This window comes from Enterococcus sp. DIV1096b, assembly GCF_050498765.1.
In the GTDB taxonomy this organism is placed as follows: domain Bacteria; phylum Bacillota; class Bacilli; order Lactobacillales; family Enterococcaceae; genus Enterococcus_D; species Enterococcus_D entomosocium.
On sequence record NZ_JBMHEK010000001.1, the window covers coordinates 650,001 to 674,509 of the forward strand.

Annotated in this window: 20 protein-coding genes, 2 tRNA genes and 1 other annotated feature (1 of these 23 only partly in view); of the genes, 17 read left to right on the forward strand and 5 right to left on the reverse strand. The window is 44.2% G+C overall.

Translation table 11 applies throughout. The annotated features are described in order from the left end of the window. A protein-coding gene (locus IGJ17_RS03015; RefSeq protein WP_422705397.1) for a universal stress protein crosses the window boundary here: on the forward strand, positions 1–369 show its 3' portion. Its footprint begins 66 nt before the window's first position; the window shows 369 of its 435 coding nt (coding positions 67–435); the start codon falls outside the window, past its left edge; the stop codon is at positions 367–369. Positions 370–1,061: 692 nt separating this feature from the next. Here IGJ17_RS03015 and IGJ17_RS03020 read toward each other — a convergent pair. Beyond that, positions 1,062–1,134: transfer RNA gene (locus IGJ17_RS03020), tRNA-Thr, on the reverse strand. Between the two features lie 194 nt (positions 1,135–1,328). Here IGJ17_RS03020 and IGJ17_RS03025 point away from each other — a divergent pair. Next, positions 1,329–1,402: transfer RNA gene (locus IGJ17_RS03025), tRNA-Asn, on the forward strand. Between the two features lie 114 nt (positions 1,403–1,516). Here the strand turns inward: IGJ17_RS03025 and IGJ17_RS03030 are convergent. Together IGJ17_RS03030 and IGJ17_RS03035 are read right to left on the reverse strand one after the other, a co-directional pair. After that, positions 1,517–2,905 carry a hypothetical protein gene (locus IGJ17_RS03030; protein WP_008377002.1) on the reverse strand — a complete coding sequence of 463 codons (1,389 nt, stop codon included), beginning with the start codon at positions 2,903–2,905 and terminating at the stop codon, positions 1,517–1,519. Beyond that, complete coding sequence (locus IGJ17_RS03035) at positions 2,902–3,291, reverse strand: GntR family transcriptional regulator (RefSeq protein ID WP_005237540.1); 390 nt, start codon at positions 3,289–3,291, stop codon at positions 2,902–2,904. The genes IGJ17_RS03030 and IGJ17_RS03035 overlap by 4 nt, the downstream gene beginning before the upstream one ends. 164 nt (positions 3,292–3,455) lie before the next feature. On the opposite strand from IGJ17_RS03035, the gene IGJ17_RS03040 reads away from it, so the two are divergent. From IGJ17_RS03040 to IGJ17_RS03065, 6 genes are all read left to right on the forward strand, one after another. Then, complete coding sequence (locus IGJ17_RS03040; RefSeq protein ID WP_422705396.1) at positions 3,456–4,472, forward strand: acyltransferase family protein; 1,017 nt, start codon at positions 3,456–3,458, stop codon at positions 4,470–4,472. 134 nt (positions 4,473–4,606) lie between these two features. Continuing rightward, entirely contained in the window at positions 4,607–5,935 is a 1,329-nt protein-coding gene (locus tag IGJ17_RS03045; protein ID WP_005225135.1) for an aminopeptidase C, read from the forward strand. A gap of 345 nt (positions 5,936–6,280) precedes the next feature. Beyond that, complete coding sequence (locus IGJ17_RS03050) at positions 6,281–7,669, forward strand: L-cystine transporter (RefSeq protein ID WP_008377011.1); 1,389 nt, start codon at positions 6,281–6,283, stop codon at positions 7,667–7,669. A 158-nt stretch (positions 7,670–7,827) separates the two neighbouring features. After that, entirely contained in the window at positions 7,828–8,607 is a 780-nt protein-coding gene (locus IGJ17_RS03055) for a tyrosine-protein phosphatase (protein WP_086333029.1), read from the forward strand. Between the two features lie 16 nt (positions 8,608–8,623). Next, positions 8,624–9,454: a fructosamine kinase family protein gene (locus IGJ17_RS03060; RefSeq protein WP_086333030.1), complete on the forward strand. Its 831-nt coding sequence runs from the start codon at positions 8,624–8,626 to the stop codon at positions 9,452–9,454. Between the two features lie 15 nt (positions 9,455–9,469). Then, positions 9,470–10,228 (forward strand): acyl-ACP thioesterase domain-containing protein, encoded by a 759-nt coding sequence (locus tag IGJ17_RS03065; protein ID WP_086333031.1) that lies wholly within the window; start codon positions 9,470–9,472, stop codon positions 10,226–10,228. A 50-nt stretch (positions 10,229–10,278) separates the two neighbouring features. On the opposite strand, the gene IGJ17_RS03070 is transcribed toward IGJ17_RS03065, so the two are convergent. Next, positions 10,279–11,247, reverse strand: coding sequence for an asparaginase (locus IGJ17_RS03070; RefSeq protein WP_005237533.1), 969 nt, complete (start codon positions 11,245–11,247; stop codon positions 10,279–10,281). Positions 11,248–11,335: 88 nt separating this feature from the next. Between IGJ17_RS03070 and IGJ17_RS03075 the strand changes: the two genes are divergently transcribed. From IGJ17_RS03075 to IGJ17_RS03085, 3 genes are all read left to right on the forward strand, one after another. Continuing rightward, on the forward strand, positions 11,336–12,166 hold the full coding sequence (locus IGJ17_RS03075; RefSeq protein WP_139960555.1) for a DUF72 domain-containing protein: 831 nt from the start codon (positions 11,336–11,338) through the stop codon (positions 12,164–12,166). A gap of 8 nt (positions 12,167–12,174) precedes the next feature. Further along, a complete protein-coding gene (locus IGJ17_RS03080) occupies positions 12,175–13,035 on the forward strand; it encodes a Cof-type HAD-IIB family hydrolase (protein ID WP_016611697.1) in 861 nt (286 codons plus the stop codon). Positions 13,036–13,139: 104 nt separating this feature from the next. After that, positions 13,140–13,670 (forward strand): haloacid dehalogenase, encoded by a 531-nt coding sequence (locus IGJ17_RS03085; RefSeq protein WP_005237530.1) that lies wholly within the window; start codon positions 13,140–13,142, stop codon positions 13,668–13,670. 71 nt (positions 13,671–13,741) lie between these two features. On the opposite strand, the gene IGJ17_RS03090 is transcribed toward IGJ17_RS03085, so the two are convergent. Next, positions 13,742–15,091 (reverse strand): aspartate kinase, encoded by a 1,350-nt coding sequence (locus IGJ17_RS03090; protein WP_005237529.1) that lies wholly within the window; start codon positions 15,089–15,091, stop codon positions 13,742–13,744. 358 nt (positions 15,092–15,449) lie between these two features. Here IGJ17_RS03090 and ezrA point away from each other — a divergent pair, with 358 nt between their 5' ends. The 6 genes from ezrA to IGJ17_RS03120 all read left to right on the forward strand — a co-directional run bounded on the left by ezrA (position 15,450) and on the right by IGJ17_RS03120 (position 24,410). Further along, positions 15,450–17,171, forward strand: coding sequence for a septation ring formation regulator EzrA (gene ezrA, locus IGJ17_RS03095; protein WP_016611694.1), 1,722 nt, complete (start codon positions 15,450–15,452; stop codon positions 17,169–17,171). Positions 17,172–17,357: 186 nt separating this feature from the next. Continuing rightward, the gene (locus IGJ17_RS03100) at positions 17,358–18,500 is read left to right on the forward strand and encodes a cysteine desulfurase family protein (protein WP_139960556.1); all 1,143 of its coding nucleotides are present in this window, start codon (positions 17,358–17,360) and stop codon (positions 18,498–18,500) included. A gap of 47 nt (positions 18,501–18,547) precedes the next feature. After that, the gene (thiI, locus tag IGJ17_RS03105) at positions 18,548–19,756 is read left to right on the forward strand and encodes a tRNA uracil 4-sulfurtransferase ThiI (RefSeq protein WP_139960554.1); all 1,209 of its coding nucleotides are present in this window, start codon (positions 18,548–18,550) and stop codon (positions 19,754–19,756) included. 154 nt (positions 19,757–19,910) lie between these two features. Further along, positions 19,911–20,564, forward strand: a complete 654-nt coding sequence (locus IGJ17_RS03110; protein ID WP_061053798.1) for a redox-sensing transcriptional repressor Rex — start codon at positions 19,911–19,913, stop codon at positions 20,562–20,564. Between the two features lie 65 nt (positions 20,565–20,629). Next, positions 20,630–21,121 (forward strand): thiol peroxidase, encoded by a 492-nt coding sequence (tpx, locus tag IGJ17_RS03115; RefSeq protein ID WP_008377033.1) that lies wholly within the window; start codon positions 20,630–20,632, stop codon positions 21,119–21,121. A 57-nt stretch (positions 21,122–21,178) separates the two neighbouring features. Beyond that, positions 21,179–21,413: a binding site (T-box leader), on the forward strand. A 351-nt stretch (positions 21,414–21,764) separates the two neighbouring features. Continuing rightward, positions 21,765–24,410 carry a valine--tRNA ligase gene (locus IGJ17_RS03120; protein ID WP_061053800.1) on the forward strand — a complete coding sequence of 882 codons (2,646 nt, stop codon included), beginning with the start codon at positions 21,765–21,767 and terminating at the stop codon, positions 24,408–24,410. The last annotated feature ends 99 nt before the right edge of the window (positions 24,411–24,509 follow it).

Genomic DNA, 24,509 nt, shown 5'->3' on the forward strand with positions numbered 1-24,509 from the left:
CAAGAAGCACTCGCGATTTGCCGTAGGAACAAAGCCAAATTGTATGTCCTCTCTGTTATCAACAATGCTGAGTTATCCACAAGTGCCTATGCTTTTGCGAAAATTTTTGATCAAGAAAAATTACGTGTGGAAACGGATATGTTGAAAAAAATCTATGATGCCAATCAACATGGGGTGGAAGATGTTGAGGTGATCGTTGAAGTCGGTGATCCAAAACGTTTTATCATTCATGCAGCGACTGAATTGTATCCAATTGATTTGATCGTTATCGGTGCAACTGGTAAAGGCACATTGACCCGAGCTGTCGTGGGCTCAACCACCGATTATGTCGTTAATCATTCGAAATGTACGGTGCTGGTCGTGAAGTAAAAATTTAAATTAAACGGAAAAAATATGTTATTTTTTAAGTCAGCGTCAAGCATCTCCTTTCAAAAAAATTCAGTTTAGTTGAAAAATCTGCTCTCTTAGCTTTAGGAGAGCGGGTTTTTTGTTGTAAAAAAGAAGTGCCTAAAATTGAGCTGTGAGTAACGATTGAAAACCCATTTTAATCTTTTTAACAAAGAATAACTATGTAAATTGAACAAGTTTGACCATTAGAAGAGAAAGTTTGTTACACTTTTAATAAGCAAAGGATGTAGGAAAAGTATTGGAGAGAGGGGCTGATAATTTACTGAGTTTCCATGATTCAGCTGGTTGCAAGTGGCTATCATTGGAAAGGAGAATGAAATGAAGCGTGTTGCAGAAAACTATTAGGTTGTTTTTTCGATTCTTTTGCTGAGTATATGGTTAGGCTTGATCCAAGTGAAGGAATATTCGCAAGAAGCAGTCCTGTCGATCATTTACTTTATTAATCTTTATACGCTCTTGTTCAAATTTAAAGATGCAGCGAGAATGGTGAAAGCCGTTGTATCTTTCGTACTATTGGGTTTTACGATCTTATTTCTTTTGTATATCGCAAGTAATTAGAGGCAATACGAATTGTTAACTTTAGAAATTATCGCTATATATTGGGAATTAGATGTACAAAAAAAGACAACGTTCGACAAACGTTGTCCTACCAAAGCCACTTGACGGGCTTGAACCGTCGACCTCATCCTTACCATGGATGCGCTCTACCAACTGAGCTAAAGCGGCGTGTTATTTAACACAAGATATAGAATACCGTAAAGGCGCTACTTTGTCAATGAGATTTTCGGATATTTCTTGAGAAAAACGCTTTGCGGGAAGGGAAGTTTCTAAAAGGGGATTTTCTTGAAAAAAAGGATCAAAAAATTGATTTTTGCTCTTGCTAAATTATCTGACTATTTGGTATAGTACAGATAGATTCTTCCGGCATAGCTCAGTTGGTAGTAGCGCATGACTGTTAATCATGATGTCGTAGGTTCGAGTCCTACTGCCGGAGTATCAAAAACGACCTTCGTTTCGGAAGGTCGTTTTTTTGTTGGAAAGAGTCCGTTCTTTTGTTGGTTGTGGATAGCCTGGGGATAATGGGTTCCCCAGTTTTTTTCCAGAACACTCACTCCGCTGAGGAAATCTTCTGTACTAGTTCCTCGTATAAATCCGTCGTTTCGGCGGCTTTTTTATTTGTGTAAAAAACGATTGGGCCATCGTTAGTAGTGACTTTTAAAATGGGCGTCACCTTTGTGTCGACGAACATTCTGGCAGGCTCACCGGCAACGGTAAACTGACCGATTTGGTAACTGGCGGTTCCTACACCCATGGTACGAACACGAGGCGATGGCAAAGCTTCGATCAATTCCACCGTTTCTATATCTGCCAAAGAGACCGTTGTTTTCCCGGTCATTGGTGCATCAAAGGTGACTTCTTGTCCTTGCACTTCACCGGTGATCGCATCAGGAGCGAAATCTAAGCGGTACATTGGAATGATGGTACCGACCATTAACACAAGTAAGAAGACAGCGGTGATGCCTGCGACGATTTGTCCGCTGCGTTTGCCTAAATTGATGCCGATATTCATCCCAACACGGTCAGGAACGAACAGTCGCGCATCATTAGGATTGATGTAAAAACCATATCGCCAGTAAGCATCTTCGCCATAATAGCGCGGTTGTGCTGCCGGTTCTAAGAGCTGATCTTGTTTTTTACGCAGATCTAGCAACAAGAAGAAGGTAAAGACGATCAAGAAAACCACCAAAACAACAAAGAGCACTAAGAGGATAGTACTGAATGCTCCAGTGGCGGACATGGACGCCAGCGGGACAGTCAATAAGAGCAGTGTAATGGTACAAGTGACAGCGATCAATAAGGACCAATAGCGCTTTGTTAAATCATTGATGTGCTGGTCGATAGCTGAATCACCGCTGATCCCGCGAACGGGTAAGCGGCTGATGATCACCCAGAGATAGAGGAACAGCGCAAAAATTGCTAAGGAGACACCGCCCATCAAGTATCCTGTAGAAAGATCAGGCAACTGCCATGCTTGGTACAAACTGATCATCAACAAAATCCCCGCAGGAACGAGGCTATACCACGGCAGCATCCGCTTATTTTTGGTTTGAACGAGTTTCGTATCGATCCGAATCGGATCGATGGGTAGTTCCCATCCATTGGTAAGGATCAATTGCCGCATTTTTCCGATGTAATGTACTTGCACCAAGTAAGCTGTCCCCAGCAAAGCGGCCATATAAAGCCAGAACAGGGTAAGGATGATGGAGTCAGATAAATTGAACAAAAAAAGGAGACTTGCTACACTAAATGTACCAACGACTTGTAAGATACGCTTGCGAAATTCTGTGATCAAGCTGTGGACGCTAGGATCATCCAGATGCTCAGGGGCAAGGGTATTTTCGAGTAAAACATTTTTGTGGGGTTTACTGATCAAGCGTAAACCAAATGCGGTCGTCCCACAGAGGACGAGGGCAATAATGAAAAAAAGATAAGTCATTTGCATTCATTCCTTTCAGGAAATTGGTCCAGAAGTTGTTGAACATCCGTTAAAAGCGCTTGCTTGCTTTTGCCGTGTAAGAGAGCGGTTGCTAGCTGTAGCTGTAAGTTTTGGCGATACTCCGCTTCTTGTCCGGAAGTAAACGGTGGTGGCGCGGCAACGGCGGTTCCTTTGCGTCGATCTGTGACTAACAAGCCTTCTTCTTTGAGGGAATTGTAGGCTTTTGAGATCGTCATGGTATTGATGCCGATCTCTTCGGCTAATTGACGGACGGATGGCAGCAATTCGCCAGCGGCCAAATCGCCTTTTGCGATACCGACAATGATCTGTTCCCGCAACTGCTGGTAGATGGGTTGGTTGCTTTGGGTTTGAATATCAAATATCATCGAAAACAGCTCCTTTGTATTATATATATTAATACAAACTATACAAAATAGCAACTGGTAATCAAATGAACAAGAATCGTTAGAAAAAAGTAAATAGCTTGTTACAGTTCTGTTTCATGGATCAGGTATCCTTTGACAGATACAACTTAGAGGAGGAACTTTTTATGAGCCAATCGCAAAGAACGGCTTACTTTGATAATGCAAAATTTTTACTGATGATCTTGGTCGTCTTCAGTCACTTGCTGCAGCCTTTTATCGGCGATCAGAAGTTTTATCATGACCTATATTATTTTATCTTCACTTTCCACATGCCAGCTTTTGTTTTTCTGGCTGGGTACTTTGCCAAACCGTTGACGAAGGGACACAAGCTTCGTGAGTTGATGAAAAAGTTCTTGCTGCCTTATGTCTTCTTTCAGGTGTTTTACACCGTCTATTACTGGTTGATCGGTCTACGGGAGTCGCTAAAAATCCAACTGTTGAATCCGCAATGGGCACTTTGGTTTTTGCTTAGCATCTTCTTTTGGCAGCTCTCGCTGTTGATCTTTCAAAAAATGTCCAAAAAGCAGGCGATCCTGCTGAGTATTGGCTTGAGCATCTTTGCTGGCTACGTGCCGTTTTTAAATCAAGTGTTGACCTTGCAGCGGACCTTTGTCTTTTTGCCGTTTTTCATTATCGGGTTTTATTTTCCCAAAAATGAGATGCGCTTTTTATTGAAACCAAAGATTCGAACCATCAGTTTGCTTTTCCTACCGATCATCTACACCTTTATCGCGTTTTTTCATGGGATGAACAAGTACATGGTTTTTGGTTCCAAGCCTTATGACGATTACTTGAGCTACCCGTTGTTCGGCGGTCCCTTGCGTGCGGTCTTTTTCGTGATCGGGCTGATGGGGATCATCGGTTTTCTGAGCCTCGTGCCCAGAGAGCACCTGTTTTTTACGAAGTGGGGCAAAAACACACTGCTGGTCTATCTTTTACAGGGGATCTTCATCAAGGGCTTGCGGGCATTAGCCATCACCGACTTGAATCTGTCGGTATTAGGCTTTGTGACGTTGGTGTTAGCCAGTGTTTTACTGACGATCTTGCTAGCTAGTCGCCCGATCCGCTTCCTGTATGCACGATTTGAACGAGGACTATCCTTTGTTTTACTTGGCTTTTTGCTTTTGATGCTAACCCTTTAAATCCTTGATACGAGCAACCGCTCTTAGAAAGATGATCCTTTCATTTTTCTAGGAGCGGTTGTTATTTGAGAGGTTGTTATTTGAGAGGCAGAGGCGTAAAATGGAAGGAACGGAAAGTGAAAGGATGAAGAAATATGTCAGAAATTTCAAAAAAGACCACCGCTGCCTTTGCGCAAGCGTATCAAGACAATAATAAACAAACGGCACTGCAACGGAGTGTTGTGAAAAATGGGATCACCGCTTCTGCAGAAAACGTGTCAGCAAAAGTCAACAATGTCCCGGTTTTCTCAGTCGATGTGACAACAGGGAAAGTCTCAAACCAAAAACAATCAGGCCGCTGCTGGATGTTTGCCGCATTGAATACATTCCGTCATAAGATGTTGAATGATTTCAATTTAAAAGAATTTGAATTGTCTCAAAACCATACCTTCTTTTGGGACAAATACGAAAAAGCCAACTATTTCTATGAAAATATTTTAGCAACTGCCAACGAGCCTTTGACAAGTCGCAAAGTTGCTTTCTTATTGCAAACCCCACAACAAGATGGTGGGCAATGGGACATGATCGTTTCGATTTTCCAAAAATATGGTGTCGTGCCAAAAACGGTCATGCCAGAAAGCAGCAACTCTTCTAATTCTCGTGATCTAAACAATTACTTAAACAAAAAACTGCGTAAAGATGCGGTTGCTTTGCGTCAGCTAGTAGCAGAAGGCAAAACAGCTGAAGACATCCAAACAGCCAAAGAAGCGATGTTGGAAGACATTTATCGTTTCTTAGCGACTTCTTTAGGCACACCGCCAGAAACCTTTGATTTTGAATACCGTGATGAAGACAAAAACTATCATATTGATCGCAACTTAACACCACAAAGCTTTTATGAAAAATATGTCGGGGTGGACCTTGACGATTATGTCAGTATCATCAACGCACCAACTGCCGACAAACCTTACAATCAATCGTATACCGTAGAAATGCTAGGCAACGTGGTTGGCGGCAAAGAAGTCAAATACTTGAACGTCGATATGCCGACCTTCAAAAAATTAGCGATCGCTCAATTGGAACAAGGAGAGTCCGTGTGGTTCGGTTGTGATGTCGGTCAATCTTCTACCAGAGATACTGGGATCATGGCATTAGATGCCTATGATATCAACGACTTATTTGATATCGACTTTACGATGACCAAAGCAGAACGCTTAGATTTTGGCGAAAGCTTAATGACCCACGCGATGGTCTTGACTGGCGTTGACTTGATCGACGGCGAATCAACCAAATGGAAAGTCGAAAACAGCTGGGGTGAAAAAGTCGGAACGAATGGCTTCTTCGTCATGAGCGATGCATGGATGGATGAATACACCTATCAAATCGTGGTTCGCAAAGAATTCCTGACAGCAGAACAATTGGCTGCCTTTGAAGCAGAACCAACGGTCTTAGCACCTTGGGATCCAATGGGCGCTTTGGCGTAAGTCAGCAATTTCTAATGATTGCCTGAATATTTTCTGAAATTTTTCAAAAAGACGAAATGAAAAAATAACGAACCAGTTGCCGCAATCTAACTGTTAGGAAAGCAGAAATCCTAGCAGCATGGGAGTGTGGCAACGGTTCTTTTTTTATTTACTGACAAAAAAGCGGTACCATCCCAGAAAAGTGGGAACTTATTTATTGTAAGATGAAGCAAACTTCTTTAAAATGGAATAGTCACTAATGATGCCACACGTCTCATTAGAGTGAACTGTTGAAGAATGGTCACTGGGAACCTTTACTTCCTCTGACAGACTTTGTCATGTTTATTGAACAAAAGGAGGATTCAAATGACAAATCTGTTAACTATTATTGTTGTTCTACTTTTTGCTGCCCTTATTTATGGGTTCTACTTATTGCAAAAGCGTCACCTGAAGTTTTCAACGCGGGTCTTTGCGGCGTTGTTCGTCGGGATCGTTTTTGGTGGTGTGCTACAGCTGATTTTTGGGACAGGCTCTGATGTTGTCACGCAAGCTCTTGACTGGATCACGATGGTCGGTAGCGGCTATGTGGCCCTCTTGCAAATGCTGATCATGCCCTTGATCTTCGTTTCGATCGTTGGTGCTTTCACCAAGATGAAAGAAAGCGAAAAAATCAAGAAGATCAGTTTTACGGTTCTTGCGACTTTGCTAGGGACAACGGCGATCGCTGCCTTGATCGGGATCGTGATGGTCATGGTCTTTGGTCTTGACGGTGCCAGCTTTACCGAAGGAGCAACGGAAACAGCGCGGATCGCAGAATTAGCGGAACGTTCGACACAAGTCCAAGATCTATCGATCCCACAACAAATCGTTTCTTTCATCCCAAGTAATGTCTTCGCCGACTTTGCTGGTACTCGTTCGACAAGTACGATCGGTGTCGTGATTTTCTCAGCCTTTGTTGGGATTGCCTTTCTTGGTGTCAAACGCAAATCACCGAAAGAAGCGGAAACTTTTGCGAATTTGATGGACAGCTTATATAAAATCGTGATGCGTATCGTCACGTTAGTTTTGCGCCTGACACCTTATGGGGTTTTGGCATTGATGACTAACGTATTAGCTTCAAGTGATTTTGAAGCCATCTTGAACTTAGGGAAATTTATCATCGCTTCTTATGCCGCTTTGATTTTGGTCTTACTCGTTCATTCATTATTGCTGATCGCTGTACGGGTCAATCCAGTAACGTATTTCAAAAAGGCTTTTCCAGTCTTGAGCTTCGCCTTTACTTCTCGTTCAAGTGCCGGTGCCTTGCCATTGAACATCGAAACCCAAACCAAAGCGTTAGGTGTTGATGAAGCCACGGCTAACTTTGCAGGCAGCTTTGGTTTATCGATTGGTCAAAACGGATGTGCGGGTGTTTATCCAGCGATGTTGGCAACGATCGTTGCACCAACGGTTGGAATCAATGTCTTTGATTGGCAGTTTATCCTGCTGTTAGTTGCCGTTGTTACAATCAGCTCATTCGGCGTTGCCGGTGTCGGCGGTGGCGCAACTTTTGCTTCATTGATCGTCTTAGGATCAATGAATTTGCCGATCGCCATCGTAGGCTTAGTTATTTCCGTTGAACCATTGATCGATATGGCACGGACACTTGTTAATGTCAGCGACAGTATGGTTGCTGGAATGGTGACCAGCAGCCGTATCAACGAACTGGATCGTTCGATCTTAGATGATTCTGCGGCCGTGATCGAAGCCGAGTAGAAAAGGTTTTATAATAACCGAAAGCAAAGAAAGACTACGTGTGGTCTTTCTTTTTTTGTCCGTTAAAGCTCAGCTTGTAGAAAAATCTAGGTTTCAGTGCCCTTAATAGCGAAGTTTCTGCTATACTTTTAACTAGAACATCGCGGGAGGGATAAGCAATGACACAATTGATTCAACTAGAACGAGCGGCAAACGTCAGAGAACTTGGCGGCTATCAAACGAAAAACGGCACGACGATCAAACGAAAAAAATTGATCCGCAGTGCGGCGATCAATGAATTGACTGCTTCAGATCAAGCAGTACTGGCAAACTATGGGGTCAATCAGGTCATTGATTTTCGCTCCATCGCTGAAGCCAATGCACAGCCTGATCGACCGATCGCCACAGCAAAGCAGCTTTTTTTACCTATTTTCAAAGAAGACGAAACGATGGTTTCCTTGTCGCCAGAAAGCTTGAAGCAGCGCTTGGAAGATGGGGAAGATGCCGAAGAGCAGATGAAAAAAGTCTACCGTCACTTTGTTGAAAGCGACTATGCCCGCCAACAATATCGGCAGTTCTTTGATCATGTGATCGACAATGCGGAAGGTAAAGGAGCAACCTTGTTCCACTGTACCGCGGGCAAAGATCGCACAGGCTTTGGCGCCTTTTTATTGCTGCATGTGTTGGCTGTGGCACCAGCGACGATCAAAGAAGATTATTTAGCGACCAATCGCTATTTAGCCCCAATGCTAAAAGAAAAATTTGCCCCAATGACCCAGCATTTGCCGCAAGAGCTGTTAACGGCGATTACGGTTTTGATGAGTGCCAAAGAGAGTTTTCTTGAGGAAAGTTTGGCTGCGATCGATCAGTATTTCGGTTCGGTCGATCAGTATCTCCTGCAAGGACTAGGGGTGACGAAAGAGGAACAAGCGTATTTGACTGCCCAACTGACTGAGTAAAGAAAGGGAGATCCGTATGGAGGAAGCATTGTTCGCAGCAATCGGGATGCCCGGCTCGCTGACACCCATCAGTGGTGGGGATGTCAATCAAACGTATCGTTTCACGACAGCAGAAAATCGCTATTTTTTAAAGATCCATCCTCATGTTTCATCGGTGTTCTTTCAAGCAGAAATCAATGGCTTAGCTGAATTAGCCCCTTTCGTGCGGGTGCCAAAAATCGAACGCCTCGGTCAGACCGAAGTGGGGGCATTTTTATTGATGGAATGGATCGATAGTGGGGAAGGACAGCAGCGGCGCTTAGGCCAATGCTTGGCTCGGCTTCATCAGCAGACGCAGGAGTCTTTTGGTTTTTACGAAGACAATTACATCGGCTTTTTGCCGCAAGTCAATCCGAAAACCACCGATTGGCTTGATTTTTACACAGTCTGCCGTTTGGATGTGCAAGTCGAATTAGCGAAGCTGGGTAATCACTGGCATGCCAAACGGGAAGCCGCTTATCTGCGTTTGAAAGAATTTTTGCATGAGAATTGGCGTGATCGCAGCGTCACACCTGCTTTATTACACGGTGATTTTTGGCGGGGGAATGTGCTGTTCGATCAACAAGGAGAACCAGTGTTTCTTGATCCGGCAGTCGCCTATGGGGATCGAGAAATGGATATTGCGATGTCCCAGCTTTTCGGCGGTTTTCGTCAGGAATTTTTGGAAGGCTATCAAGAAGTCTATCCATTAGATGAGAATTGGAAAGAGCGACTGCCAGTGTATCAATTGTATTATTTATTGGTCCATTTGAATCAATTTGGCGAAAGTTATGGACCAACTGTCGATGAAATATTGAGTCGTTTTTAGGAGGCAATTAGAACTATGGCAGCAAAGTATCAAACCACGCATGAAGTGGCGTATTATGAATGTGATGTCAACCAAACGATGACGTTTCCAGCCATGCTAGGCATTGCCATCAAGACATCAGAAGAACAAAGTGCGGCGTTAAACCGCGGACCGGAAGTCATCGCTAGTTATGGCTTGACCTGGATCATTACCAGCTATCATATAACGGTAACTCGTTTGCCGCGCGTAGGGGAGCAGATCCAAGTGGCGACCCAGGCGAGAGAATACAATAAGTTTTTCTGCTACCGTTACTTTTGGTTATTGGCAGAAGACGGAACGGAATTGGTCAAAATCGAAGCGGTTTTTGCGTTGATGGACCCGGAGACGCGCAAAGTCAGCAGTGTTCCGGATGAGATCGTGGTACCTTTTGGCAGTGAAAAAATTAAGCGAATCAAACGCTATCCGAAGATCACCACTATCACGCAAGGACAATTTTTGCCGTATCGGGTGCGTTTCTACGATATCGATAGCAATCAGCATGTCAACAACGCCATGTATTTCAATTGGCTGATGGACGTCTTAGGCTATGAGTTTTTAACAAAACATGAAGTGACACAAGTGACGATCCGCTTTGATCGGGAAGTTGCTTACGGCCATTTGATCGAAAGCCATTTTCAAATCAATGAAAAGACAGTCGATGAAGCCGGCGAGGCTGTGCCGCTGCAAACGATCCACGAGATCAAGATCGGTGAGGATACTTACTGCGAAGCCATCTTTACTTGGCGAGAAAAATAAAACAACCCTTTTGCCTCCGTTAACGGAATGGCAAAAGGGTTTTTGTTTGGTCAATTCTCCATGAAATCAGGAAGCTCATCCATGGTCAACCCACGGTTTTTCGCTATCAACAATTTGATGCGGGCTTTTTGGCTATTGATGCTATTGCAGAAAATCACCCCAAGAGCTTGCAATTCGATCCCGCCGCCTAAGTAGTCATAGACCGGCTCGGCAACTCCGTTGAAGCAGCGAGAAACTAAGACGACCGGAATGTTTCTAGCGATCAGTTTTTTCAAAGGCTCAATGGTTTGAGGCGGCAGATTGCCAGCGCCTAAAGCTTCGATCACTAGTCCATCGATCAGCGAGTCGGCTAAAGCATCGAACAATTCCCCGGTCATCCCAGCATAGGCTTTGACGATCGGAAACAAACCATCGACACGATCAACATCCAAATGGCGGTTATTTAACAGCTCTTGCATAAACAAGATTCGGTGCTTTGTGACTAAGCCGATCGGACCTAATGTCGGGGTGCGGAACGTCGCAATATTGGTGGTGTGGGTTTTCGTAACATAACGTGCGGAATGGATCTCATCGTTCATGACGACTAAGACACCTTTTCCTATGGCATCGGGGGACTTGGCGACCCGAATCGCACTTTCAAAGTTATAAAGCCCGTCACTGCCGATTTCATTACTTGAGCGCATGGCACCAGTCACCACGATCGGTAACTGACCGCCGATCGTGGTATCTAAAAAGAAGGCCGTTTCTTCCAGCGTATCGGTTCCGTGAGTGATCACGACCCCATCGACACCGCTTAAATGCGCCAGCTGGATACGTTCTTTCAGCTGCAGCATTTCTTTTGGCGTCATATGAGGGCTGGGAATATTAAAAATGTCTTCGACGATCAATTCAACATCGTCATCAATGTGGATCGGTGCATCCATCAGCGGATTGCTGACATCGGGGCTGACGCCGCCTGTCAGGGTATCTTCTTTCATGGCGATGGTGCCGCCAGTGTGCAACACGAGAATTCGTTTCATTTTTTCATCACCTGCAATGATTTATTTACTCTTAACTCAAAACTATTGTATACTATTAAAATAAGAAAACAAGGAGCGATGGGAAAAAATGATTCGAATTGGTTGTACCACATTTAGTGAACATGGCAGTCTCGTGCAAAGAAAAAACTCGAAATTATTTGAGTATGCCCGTTATTTTCCGTTAGTTGAGCTGGATACCACCTATCATTTTTTGCCAAAAGAAAAAGACGTGCGCAATTGGTTGACCCAGATTCCCGAAAATTTCCGCTTTGTGTTGAAAGTCCATCAAAGTGTGACCACCCAAGGGGATTTGCCAGATCAGTTGACCATGACCGAAGCGCTGCAGCTTTATAAAGAAGCGATCGCGCCAATGGTAGAAGCGGGCAAACTGTTTTGCCTATTGGCGCAATTTCCCAACAGCTTTAAATGTTCGAAAGAAAATGTCGCCTATTTAGATCAAGTGCGAGAATGGTTTGCGGGTTACCCAGTGGCGATTGAGCTGAGAGACAGCAGCTGGTATCAGCCGAAACTGTATCCGGGAATGATCGATTATATGAAGCGAAAACAGTTTTCCTTAGTAGTCGTTGATCAGCCGAAAAAGCTATCGACCACGATTCCCCTTGATCCAACCGTGACCAATCCTGCGTTTGTCCTGTGCCGTTTTCATGGACGCAACGACAGCGGCTGGACAGCGACGGGGCCAGATGCCAAAAATCTGCGGACCTTGTATCGCTATGACCAAGCCGAACTAACGGAGTTAAAACAAGCGATTCAAGCCATCGAAGCCAATGCCAAAGAAGTCGCAGTGGTCTTCAATAATAATGCCGGTCGTGACGCCGCTGACAATGCTCGCGCATTGATCGATGCGCTGCAGATTGATTACGAAGCATTAAATCCTAATCAGTTGAAATTATTTTGAGGAGTCATATGATAAAAGCAATCTTTTTTGATATTGATGGCACACTGATTGCCAGTAACGGCAAGGCGCTTGCCAGTACCCGTGAAGCCATCAAACAAGCCCAAGCCAATGGCGTCCTCTGCGGCATTGCCACCGGACGTGGTCCGGTTGATTTAGAGAAGGTGATCGATTACTTGTCGTTAGACATGTTTATCACCTATAACGGCCAATATGTTTACACGAAGGAAACCTTGATTTATGCCAAACCTTTTCCAAAACAAACGCTGGAAGCGATCGTAGAATACGCCGATGAAAATTATCGTCAAGTCATGTTTGGCGGAGAAACGCAAGTGGCTGGCAGCTTGACGATCCGTTTAAGCCAATCACCCGTCATGCAGCGCTATTTGCGCTATGTACCGAAAAAATTTCCCGTCGGCTTTTTAAAGAAAGTCTTGCAGCGCTTCAGTCCCAATCGCAACGCCAAACGTTATGAATCATTGGACATTTTACGAGAGCCAATCTATCAGTGCATTATGCTGAGCCCTGAATCAGAGCGCGAAAAATTACGCTCCAAGCTGCCGCAATGTGATTTTAAGCGATCCAATGCCTATTCTGTTGATATCGTGCCGAAAAACGGTTCGAAAATCAAAGGGATCAAAGAATTTTTGGCCTATGAAGGAATCGCGATGGAAGAAGCGATGGCCTTTGGGGATCATTTTAATGATGTGGAAATGTTAGAAGGTGTGGGGATCGGGGTTGCGATGGGCAATGCCCAGCCCATCACCAAAGCCAGTGCTGACTTTGTGACGGACACCAACGATCATGACGGCATCAAGAAAGCCTTGATCCATTTTGGGATCATTGCCGAGGATGCCCAAGCAAGGGATTGAATTAAAAAAAATAAACAAGGTGTAGCCAATCCATGAAGCAACGTAGGAGACAGCGCAGAACCATGAAACAGAACCATTAGAAAAAGCAGAAAGAAGCGAGAGAAATGAGTCCATTTGAAATGACGGAAGAGTTTCATAAAACCTTTGATCCAACACGACCGCCATATCCACAAGCTTTTTCAGCGGAAAAAGCCCAGTTTCGTGCTGGTTTTAAAATTGAAGAATTAGTTGAGTTCCTTTATGCTGCCAGCAACAATGACGAAGAGACCTTTCAAGCAGGGTTGACCCATTTGCATCAAGCAATTGATCAAGCCCAAGCCAAGCTGGCTGCCAAACAACAGCCTGTCAGTGATTCCCTAGTAGAACAAGTCGATGCGCTCTGTGATCTGCTGTATTTTACCTATGGCTCTTTTTCACTGGTAGGGGTCGATCCAGCGCCGATCCTGGCTATCGTTCATGACGCCAACATGGGGAAACTTTTTCCAGATGGGCAGCCCCATTATGATCCTGAGACCCACAAAGTCATGAAGCCTAGCGATTGGGAAGAACGGTTTGCTCCTGAACCGCGAATCAAGGCAGAAATCAAACGCCAATTGGCACAAAAACAAGCGCAAGCCCAAGAATCGTCAGAATAATAAAGAAACGTGCCAGTTGCCCGTTCCGATTGCTTATCAGCAAAAGGAGTGGTGCAACTGGCACGTTTGGTTTAATCAAAGAAAGTGTAGTAAAGGGTTCTGACAGCGGCTTTTTCTTGTTCTTTGTGGATGCCGAACATGATGCTGACCTCAGAGGACCCCTGGTTGATCATCTCTAAGTTGATATTTTTCCGCGCAAGGGCAGCGGTACTGTCGGCAGTGATCCCGACCCGCTGACGCATCCCTTCACCAACGACGACGACCATGGATAGATCGTGGGTCATTCGCAGTTCATCGGGATCGATCTCGTAGGCGATCTTGCGCAGCAGTTCTTCTTCCAATACTGGATTCAACTGGTTGGAGCGCATAATGATCGAGATATCATCGATTCCTGAAGGCATGTGTTCATAATTTAAATCAAATTCCCGGAAAATCTCTAAGACCCGTAACGTGAACCCAACTTCGCGGTTCATCAAGTATTTGCGGATATAGATCATACAAAAGCCTTCGTCACTGGCAACGCCGATCACCGGCTGATCCAAATTGTCTCTTTGGTTGGTGATCAAGGTGCCGGGATGACTTGGGTTATTGGTGTTTTTGATCACCACGGGAATTTTCGCATGGTATGAAGGCATCAACGCCTCATCGTGCAAAACAGTAAAGCCGGCATAAGACAGCTCCCGCATTTCTCGGTAAGTCACTTCTTTGATGGACTCTGGATGATGAACGTAGCCTGGATGAGCAGAAAAAATCCCATCGACATCGGTAAAGTTTTCGTACAATTCTACTTGCAGACCAGCCGCCACGATGGCACCAGAAATATCAGATCCCCCTCGAGAGAAGGTACAGATTTCGCCGGCTTCTGTGTAACCAAAGAAGCCAGGAATCACTAAGATTTCAGGACTATCGCGCCATTGTGCGATCTTAGCGTACGATTTGTTCAAGATACGGGCGTTTTGGGGTTCATCCGTCACTAGCAACCCAAGTTCTTGCGGATTCATGTAGCGAGCAGCTAACCCACGGCTTTGTAAAATCCCAGCGATCAATTTGGCATTGTTGTCTTCGCCGCTTGCCAAGACCGTATCATAAAGATGCGGATTGTCTTGAGTAGGCAGTGTTTGAAAAGCCGCCAATGATTGCCAGATGCGGTCTAAATGGACTTGTTCGATACCAAAGGGGGCGGCGATCGCTGTATAGCGGGCATAGATTTCTTCTATTAAATCAGTGATTTCTTCTTGGGCACACAGACGGGTACAGACTGCTAGTAACAGATCGGTGACTTTCTGATCGTCGCTGGAACGCTTACCAGGCGCTGAAACAACAACAAACCGTCTTTTAGGATCACTTTCAATTATCGCAACAACTTTTTCGACTTGTTCGGCTGAGGCAAGGGAACTGCCTCCGAATTTCGCTACTTTCATTTGACATTACTCCTGTTCAAGCTTTTTACTAGAGTACAGTTTCAATAGGGAGAAATCAAGCGGTTTCTTGAAAAAAATCGGAAAAATCAGAAAAAAAGTCACTTGTTGATGTAAATTTCACGATTTGTTTTCATTATCGATGGAAAAGCCGTGAATGATTTTATTCGATGCGAAAAAAGTCGATCTTTTTTGCCTCAATCTAATGCTTGATTTTTTTCTTTATGCTATAATCTAGCGTAGATGCTTTTTTATAAAGGGACTGTCTGTCCTTTTTATACTCAATGAACTTATTAATCAATCTGCTGATCAGCAGATTTTAGACGAAACATGTATATTTGAAAATTGGAGGAACCACAAAATGGGAACTAATATCATCTTTGGAATTGTCATTGCCATCATCATCATCGCAGCGGTCTTGTATGCAATTGGCTTTTTCATGCGGAAGAAAAACCAAGAAAAGCTAAATGACTTGGAAAAACGCAAAGAAAATCTGTTTGACTTACCGGTGATCGAAGAAGTCGATGAAGTAAAAAGAATGCACTTGGTTGGTCAAAGTCAAAACACCTTCCGTGAGTGGAACCAACAATGGACAGATATCTCCACAAAATCTTTTGCTGAACTTGAGAGTCAAATCTTTGAAGTGGAAGAACTAAACGAACGCATCCGCTTTTTCAAAGCAAAAGGGGCGATCGTTCAAGCGGAAGCGACCATGGATGAGATGGAACGCCAAGTAGAAGAGATTCGCGCCGGCTTGAAAGAATTACGAGAAAGTGAAGAACGAAATTCACTGGAAGTCCAAAAAGCGTTGGACGTTTACGAAGACTTGAAGAAGAAGCTACGGGATCAAGGCGAAGAATTCGGTCCTGCTTACAATGAGCTGCAAAAACAAATCAAAAACATTGAAATTGAGTTCACCCAATTTGTTACCTTAAATACTTCAGGCGATCCTGTGGAAGCACGGGAAGTGTTAGACCAAGCAGAAAAACACACCTATGAAGTAGAAGACTTAATGAAACGGATCCCAGCGGCCTACGAAGAATTAAACCGTACCTTCCCAGATCAGTTGAAAGAAATCCAAGATGGCTACAAAAAATTATTAGAACAAAAATATGTGTTCCCAGAAGCAAACTTCCAAGAAGAAATCAACCGTGTGAAAAAACGAGTTGAAAACTCCATGAACGATCTAGCGAAAACAGAAGTCGCTTCCGTTGAAGTGGCAAGTCGTGATACTGCAAGTGATATCGATGCCTTGTATACGGTGATGGAACGTGAGATCAATGCCAAGAAATATGTCATGAAAAATCGCCAAATCATTGAAGACTATATTGACCACGCAACGAAGAACAACCGTCAGTTGTTGATCGAGTTGGATCATACGGCACAAAGCTATACATTGAATCATAATGAGTTAGGTCGCGTCCGTGGTTTCCAAACGGAAGTCGACGAATTGGCTCGTCGCAATAACGAGTACCTACCACAATTAGAAAAGCACGAAATTCCTTATTCAGAAGTGCAAAGCTTCTACAAAGATGCCTACAAGATTTTGGATGATGTGGAAAGCCAGCAAGTCGAAATCGATGATTCCCTTGCGGAATTACGTCGTGGCGAAAAAGTTGCGCAAGAAAAAGTGGAAAGCTTCGAATTCCGTCTACGCAACTTGAAGCGGTTTGTTGAGAAGCAACGCTTACCTGGTTTGCCAGGTGAGTACTTAGAATTCTTCTTCGTGGCAACAGATCGGGTGGAAGAACTAGGCAAAGAATTGAACAAGATTCGCATCAACATGCAAGAAATCAATAAATTGGTTTCTGTCTGTGAAGAAGATCTTGATCTTTTAGATGAACAAACGAAAGACTTGGTGGATGCTGCGGCATTGACTGAGCAAATGATGCAATATGCCAACCGCTATCGTCATTCTCATCCAGATATCAAGGCAGCGATCGACAAATCACTTTACTTGTTCAGTAAAGAATATCGCTATCAAGATGCGCTAGATGAAATCGGCACAGCGTTGGAACGAGTAGAACCAGGTGCCTTCAAACGGATCGAAAACTTCTACTTCAATAACCGCGACTTAGTATAATACGAAAGCCAGCAGTGAAAAACTGACTGGCTTTTTTCATGGAAAGAATGGCTCGCTGCATGATTAACGCTTACGAAGGAAGGGAAAGTTTCCTTTAAATAAAGCCAAAGCCAGCGAGTCACCTTGAAACTCAGCCCAAGAGCAGTTATAATGGGAAAGAATTTTTTTAGAGAAAGGGTCCTATCATTGATCTATTTTGACAACAGTGCAACAACCGCTATTTATCCACAAGCTTTAAATACATATGTCCAAGTCAGTCAGCGAATCATCGGCAATCCCTCAAGCCTGCATGATTTAGGAAATCAAGCCAATCGCCTGCTACAGCAATCACGTCAGCAGATCGCCGATCTGTTAAACGTTTCTTCCAAAGAGATCGCATTTACCAGTGGGGGGACCGAAGGAGACAACTGGGTCATCAAAGGGACTGCTTTAGCGAAAAAAGCCTATGGGAATCACCTGATTATTTCCAGTATTGAACACCCTGCCGTCAGTGAAACAGCGGCTCAATTAGCCGAATTAGGATTTGAGGTCAGTGTGGTCCCTGTTGATGCTCAAGGCTTTGTCAACGTGTCAGAATTAGCAAACATGATTCGCAAAGAAACGATTTTGGTTTCGGTGATGGCGGTCAATAATGAGGTGGGATCGATCCAACCGATCCATGAGATCGCAGCCGTGCTAGCGGACTACCCAACGATCCATTTCCATGTGGATGCTGTCCAAGCCATCACAAAGGTGCCGCAAGAGCAATGGTTCAATGAGCGGGTCGATTTTGCTGTGTTCTCTGCGCATAAATTTCACGGACCTCGTGGCGCCGGATTTATCTATTGGAAACAAGGCCGTAAGTTGGCGCCATTGATGACTGGCGGTGGGCAAGAGCAAAACCAGCGCAGCGGTACCGAAAATGTACCAGCAATCGTTGCCATGGCAAAAGCCCTACGTTTAGCGACGGAACACAAGGCTGAAAAGCCGAACCATGTTCAATTATTAAAAGGCTATTTGCAAGAAGCACTGGCTGGCTATGAGAAAGTTACGCTTTTTTCTGGCACTGAAGGGTTTGCGCCACATATACTTTGTTTCTCATTAAAAGGGATCAGAGGAGAAGTCTTAGTCCATGCCTTTGAAGAAAAGCAGATCTATCTTTCGACGACGAGCGCTTGTTCCTCCCGTAAAAAGATGGCCAGCAGTACGCTTCATGCGATGCACGTTCCGGAACAGTTAGCGACATCCGCTGTTCGTATCAGTTTAGATGAGAGCAATACGATGGCAGAAGTCGAGCAGTTTCTGATCGTCTTCCACCAGTTGTACCAAAAATTTTCGAAAATCAATTAAGCACGACATAGCACTATAAAATCAATCCAAATCAAAGGAGTTTTCTCGTGAATTATTCAGAAATCATGGTTCGTTACGGCGAACTGTCAACAAAGGGCAAAAATCGTCGTAGTTTTATTATGCAATTAGCTTCAAACGTCAAACGTACCTTAGCCGATTATCCCCATGTCAAAGTTCATGCCGAGCGAGATCGCATGCACTTGCTATTGAACGGTGAAAACAGCCAAGAGATCATTCCTAAGCTGCAAAAAGTCTTTGGGATTCAAAACTTTTCCCCTAGTATTCGGGTTGAAAAAGACATTGAGGTATTAAAGAAAGCCGTTCAAGACGTTATGGCAGAGATCTACACCGGTGTTGAGACCTTCAAAATCACAGCTAAGCGCAGCGATCACTCGTTTGTGCAAGATAGCAACCAGTTGAATTTGACCTTAGGTAATGCGGTGATCGACCGTTTTCCTGATGTCAAAGTCCAAATGAAAAAACCAGACATCAATCTGCGGGTGGAAATACGGGTCGATGGCGCCTATCTGTCCTATGAAACGATCCAAGGAGCAGCCGGCTTACCCGTTGGCACCAGCGGTAAGGGAATGTTGATGCTTTCTGGTGGTATCGATTCGCCAGTTGCAGGCTACTTTGCCATGAAACGCGGTGTTGAGATCGAAGCAGTCCATTTTGCAAGTCCTCCTTATACGAGTGAACAAGCATTACAAAAAGCCAAAGATTTAACGAAGAAGCTTGCGCCTTATGTGGGAAGCATCCAATTTATCGAAGTTCCGTTTACGGAAATCCAAGAAGAAATCAAAAACCGTGTGCCACAAGGCTATTGGATGACCATCACCCGTCGGATGATGCTGCGTTTGACAGATGCGATTCGTGAGGCTCGTCATGGCTTGATTATCTTAAATGGTGAATCATTAGGACAAGTCGCTTCACAAACTTTGCATAGCATGGTCGCCATCAATGAAGTAACCAATACGCCAATCGTGCGCCCAGTGGCAACGATGGACAAATTGGAGATCATTGAAGTTGCCGAAGCCATTGATACCTTTGAGTTATCGGTCCAGCCCTTTGAGGATTGCTGCACAATCTTTGCCCCCCCTCAACCAAAGACACGCCCAAGACTGGATAAAGTACATCAATATGAAGAGCGTCTCGATATCGAAGGGATGATGGAACGTGCGATGGCTGGGTTGAAACTAGAAGTAATCACGGCAAATCAAGAAAAAATAGCAACCGAATTCGCTGAATTTTTATAATAGAACCCCGGTTTTAATGCTACGACCACAACTGTTTTGGAACATTTGTGGTCGTTTTTCATCGAGTGAGAGAGTTTGTGAATATTTTCTTGCTATTGAAAATGGAACATGCTACACTCAATATGTGAATCATTTAACAAGGAGGGTGGACAGGATGGAAGCACTAAGAGATAAAAAACTTCCAAAAGCAACGGCAAAACGTTTGCCAGCTTATTTACGACATTTAAAATTACTGGATGCCTCTGGCATTCAGCGAATCAAATCAAAAGAGTTTGCAGAAATCACGCAAGTTCCTTCAGCCACGATCCGCCGAGATTTTTCTCATTTAGGAGAATTAGGCAGAAGTGGCTATGGCTATGATGTTCCTTATTTGATTGAGGTTTTGAGCTATATTTTAGAAACCAATGAGGAGAAAAAAATTGCCTTGATTGGTTATGGAAATTTAGGAAAAGCGTTAGCTAACAACAATTTTCGCAGAAATGAAAATCTTTCCGTCATCGCGGTTTTTGACAATGATCCAGAAATAATTGGCCAGACCATTAGTGGACGTTATGTCTATGGAATGGACCAATTGGCGGGAGTCGTAGCAGAAAAAGGGATCACAGTAGCGATTTCGACCGTTCCTAGCCGTTATTCACAAATGGCGATCGATGCGATCGTGGATGCTGGGATCACAGCGATTTTAAATTTTGCCCCTGATCCCGTCATCGTGCCAAAGGACGTCAATATCCAATACATTGATTTGACGACAGAATTGCAAACATTGATTTTTTTTGATACGACCTACTCGCAAAAATCGAAAGTCTGAGCAAATCCTTTTCGTTTTTTGACAATCTTTCTTATACTGGGAGAAAATGCTATAGGAGAGATGTTATGCAAGTTACACGCAAAGAAACGGTTTATGAGATGCCCGGCAACCAACCAAAAGTAGGGGATAAAGCAGCTGATTTTCGCTTGAAAAGTTTAGAGGACAAGGAATATACACTGACTGATTTTTTAGGAAAACCAACGATCATCAGCGTGGTTCCCGATATCGTGACACGTGTCTGTGCGTTGCAGACCAAGCGTTTCAACCAAGAAGCAAGTCAATTGGATGATATAAATTTTGTAACGATCTCTAACAATACAAAAGAAGAACAAGCACAATGGTGCGGCCAAGAAGGCGTCGACATGATCATGCTTCATGATCCGGCGAATACCTTCGGTGAGGCCTATCAAATCATGATCCCAGACTTCGGTCATTTTGCCCGAGCAATTTTCGTTTTAGACCGTGAAGGCGTGATTCAACACGTTGAGATCGTGCCTGAGATCTCCCACGAACCAGATTATCAAGCAGCCATCGATGCAGCGAAAGCAAACCTCTAATTGACTTTCAAAAAAGTTCATTGTAGAATGTAGCAAGATGAAACAAGAATCTATGATAGCAAGACAATGTTCAAGAGGAGTATCAGTGACCCTGGCGGTCAGAGAGAAGTCGGTCGGTGCAAGACTTCCCCAGACACTGAAAAGGTAGCTTGAAGGTCTTTGATCCGAACCACGGTTTGTTTCTTGCAGACAAAGCCGCACAGTAAGATCAAGCGCGTCGTGAACGTTACCTCACGTCAAAGTGGCAGAGCAATCTGCAATTTAGGTGGTACCGCGTATCAGCGCCCTAATGCCTCGGCATTAGGGCGCTTTTTGCTGTGAATCACTGCGACTGGCCCACAAAGTGGGACAGAGCAGATGATGAACAGTACTCGAAGTCACCAAAATTGGTTCACGAAGCGAGCTAGATCGGTTGCCAAAGGCCCTAAGACACAATAGAGGATCACGGAAGTGAGCCATGACCTCTGTAAGAAACGTACTTTTTACGAACAACAAACGAGGCGTCAACAAACAACGGATAATCATCTCTACCACTGCACTCATCCTGAACGATTCGAACATTTTCGTGCTTTACCCAGCAACAGGCACCAAAAAACCACACCAACCATTACGTTTAAAAAACGTAACATTAGGAGGACCAACTATGACAGAAACTGAGAATCTATCCACCAAGTACAATCCCCAAGAAGTAGAAGCCGGGCGTTACCAAGATTGGTTAGAGCATGACCGTTTTAAACCAAGCGGCAACAAAGAAGCAAAACCTTATTCTATCGTGATTCCACCACCAAACGTAACAGGAAAATTGCACTTAGGTCATGCCTGGGATACCACGTTACAAGACATCATCATTCGTCAAAAACGGATGCAAGGGTATGACACCTTATGGCTGCCAGGAATGGACCATGCCGGGATCGCTACCCAAGCCAAAGTAGAAGAAAAGCTGCGGGAACAAGGAATTTCTCGCTATGACCTTGGTCGGGAAAAATTTGTTGAACAAGTATGGGATTGGAAAGAAGAATATGCCGGTCACATTCGGGAACAATGGGCGAAACTAGGCTTATCCCTAGACTATAGCCGTGAACGGTTCACATTAGATGATGGATTATCCGAAGCGGTTCGTAAAGTTTTCGTGACGCTATATGAAAAAGGCTTGATCTATCGTGGCGAGTACATCATCAACTGGGATCCGCAAGCCCGCACGGCATTATCTGATATTGAAGTGATCCACAAAGACATCGAAGGTGCTTTTTACCACATGTCTTACGAATTAGCGGATGGCAGCGGCGTGGTGGAGATCGCAACGACTCGCCCAGAAACGATGTTGGGGGATACAGCAGTCGCGGTTCATCCAGAAGATGAACGCTATCAAGCATTGATTGGTAAGAAAGTGATCTTGCCTTTGGTCAATAAAGAGATCCCAATCATCGCTGATGAGTACGTGGACCAAGAATTTGGAACAGGGGTCGTAAAAATCACTCCTGCCCATGACCCGAATGACTTCGAGGTCGGTAACCGCCATGACCTACCACGGGTCAATGTCATGAATGATGACGGAACAATGAATGACTTAGCAGGTACCTATGCAGGCATGGATCGTTTTGCTGCTCGCAAGCAAATCGTGAAAGATTTAGAAGCGTTAGGTCGTCTGATCAAAATCGAAAAAATGGTCCATAGCGTAGGTCACTCAGAACGGACAGGCGTAGTAGTCGAACCTCGTTTATCGACACAATGGTTCGTAAAAATGGAACCATTAGCAAAACAAGCCATCGACAACCAAGAAACCGACGATGCGGTGGACTTTTATCCGCCACGTTTCAACCAAACATTCTTACGTTGGATGGAAAATGTCCATGACTGGGTTATCTCTCGTCAGTTGTGGTGGGGCCATCAAATCCCAGCTTGGTACCACAAAGAAACGGGGGAAATGTATGTAGGACTTGAAGCGCCAGCAGATGCCGAAAATTGGCAGCAAGATCCAGACGTATTGGATACATGGTTTAGTTCTGCTTTATGGCCGTTTTCAACGATGGGGTGGCCAGATGAAAACAATGAAGATTTCCAACGCTACTTCCCAACGAATACATTAGTAACTGGTTACGACATCATTTTCTTCTGGGTAAGCCGTATGATTTTCCAAAGCTTGGAATTTACTGGCAAACGACCATTTGAAAATGTCTTGATCCACGGATTGATCCGTGATGAACAAGGTCGCAAAATGAGTAAGTCTCTTGGAAACGGGATCGATCCGATGGAAGTCATTGAACAATACGGTGCTGATGCATTGCGTTGGTTCTTATCAAATGGCTCTGCACCGGGACAAGACGTGCGTTTCAGCTATGAGAAAATGGATGCTGCTTGGAACTTCATCAATAAAATTTGGAATGCTTCCCGTTTTGTCTTAATGAATGTCAGCGAAATGACTGCAGAAGACATTGATTTTTCTGGTGAAAAATCAGTGGCGGATCGTTGGATCTTGACGCGCTTGAATGAAACGATTGAAAAAGTCACTGACCTTTTTGAACGCTTCGAATTTGGTGAAGCAGGTCGTCAATTATACAACTTTATCTGGGATGATTTCTGTGACTGGTACATTGAAATGTCGAAAGAAACGTTATATGGTGACAATGAAGCAGCGAAACAAGTTAACAAGAGCATCTTAGTCCATGTTCTTGATCAAATTTTACGCTTGTTGCACCCAATCATGCCATTTGTTACAGAAGAAATCTGGAGCAAGCTGCCGCATACAGGGGAATCATTAGTCGTTGCTGAGTATCCACAAGTGGCTCCAGAATGGACGGATGAAAAAGCGGCGCAAGGGATGGAAGTGTTGAAAGAATTGATTCGTTCGGTTCGAAACATCCGAGCAGAAGTAAATACACCACTTTCGAAACCAATCACTTTGCTGATCCAAGCAAATGAGCCTGAAATCGAAGAATTCTTGATTGCTAACAAAAACTATATCGAACGCTTCTGTAATCCAGAAGAACTAGAAATCTCTAACAGCTTGCAAGCCCCTGAATTGGCGATGTCTGCCATCCTATCAGGTGCGACGATCTACTTGCCACTAGCTGGGTTGATCAACATTGAAGAAGAAATCGCGCGTTTGGAGAAAGAACTAGCGAAGTTCACCCAAGAAGTTCAACGGGTACAAGGCAAACTGGCGAACGAACGCTTCGTTGCCAATGCGCCTGAGGAAGTCGTGGCACAAGAACGCAGCAAAGAAGCCGATTATCTTGAAAAACAAAAAGCCGTTCAAGAACGGATCGAACAATTACGCACAATCCAATAGGATGAGCACATCACACGCAAACAAGCATCTTTCGGAGATGCTTGTTTTTGCTTATTCAATAGAAACAGGGCGAACAATTTTCTCGTTTAAAGGAAAGAA

Excerpts from the sequence above, each read along its gene's own strand:
- IGJ17_RS03075 (WP_139960555.1), top strand. The coding sequence starts at position 11,336 with ATGATTCGAATTGGTTGTACCACATTTAGTGAACATGGCAGTCTCGTG.
- IGJ17_RS03085 (WP_005237530.1), top strand. The coding sequence starts at position 13,140 with ATGAGTCCATTTGAAATGACGGAAGAGTTTCATAAAACCTTTGATCCA.
- tpx (WP_008377033.1), top strand. The coding sequence starts at position 20,630 with ATGCAAGTTACACGCAAAGAAACGGTTTATGAGATGCCCGGCAACCAA.
- IGJ17_RS03120 (WP_061053800.1), top strand. The coding sequence starts at position 21,765 with ATGACAGAAACTGAGAATCTATCCACCAAGTACAATCCCCAAGAAGTA.
- IGJ17_RS03045 (WP_005225135.1), top strand. The coding sequence starts at position 4,607 with ATGTCAGAAATTTCAAAAAAGACCACCGCTGCCTTTGCGCAAGCGTAT.
- IGJ17_RS03055 (WP_086333029.1), top strand. The coding sequence starts at position 7,828 with ATGACACAATTGATTCAACTAGAACGAGCGGCAAACGTCAGAGAACTT.
- IGJ17_RS03090 (WP_005237529.1), bottom strand. The coding sequence starts at position 15,091 with ATGAAAGTAGCGAAATTCGGAGGCAGTTCCCTTGCCTCAGCCGAACAA.
- IGJ17_RS03040 (WP_422705396.1), top strand. The coding sequence starts at position 3,456 with ATGAGCCAATCGCAAAGAACGGCTTACTTTGATAATGCAAAATTTTTA.
- IGJ17_RS03035 (WP_005237540.1), bottom strand. The coding sequence starts at position 3,291 with ATGATATTTGATATTCAAACCCAAAGCAACCAACCCATCTACCAGCAG.
- IGJ17_RS03065 (WP_086333031.1), top strand. The coding sequence starts at position 9,470 with ATGGCAGCAAAGTATCAAACCACGCATGAAGTGGCGTATTATGAATGT.
- IGJ17_RS03080 (WP_016611697.1), top strand. The coding sequence starts at position 12,175 with ATGATAAAAGCAATCTTTTTTGATATTGATGGCACACTGATTGCCAGT.
- ezrA (WP_016611694.1), top strand. The coding sequence starts at position 15,450 with ATGGGAACTAATATCATCTTTGGAATTGTCATTGCCATCATCATCATC.
- IGJ17_RS03050 (WP_008377011.1), top strand. The coding sequence starts at position 6,281 with ATGACAAATCTGTTAACTATTATTGTTGTTCTACTTTTTGCTGCCCTT.
- IGJ17_RS03030 (WP_008377002.1), bottom strand. The coding sequence starts at position 2,905 with ATGACTTATCTTTTTTTCATTATTGCCCTCGTCCTCTGTGGGACGACC.
- IGJ17_RS03110 (WP_061053798.1), top strand. The coding sequence starts at position 19,911 with ATGGAAGCACTAAGAGATAAAAAACTTCCAAAAGCAACGGCAAAACGT.
- IGJ17_RS03070 (WP_005237533.1), bottom strand. The coding sequence starts at position 11,247 with ATGAAACGAATTCTCGTGTTGCACACTGGCGGCACCATCGCCATGAAA.
- IGJ17_RS03060 (WP_086333030.1), top strand. The coding sequence starts at position 8,624 with ATGGAGGAAGCATTGTTCGCAGCAATCGGGATGCCCGGCTCGCTGACA.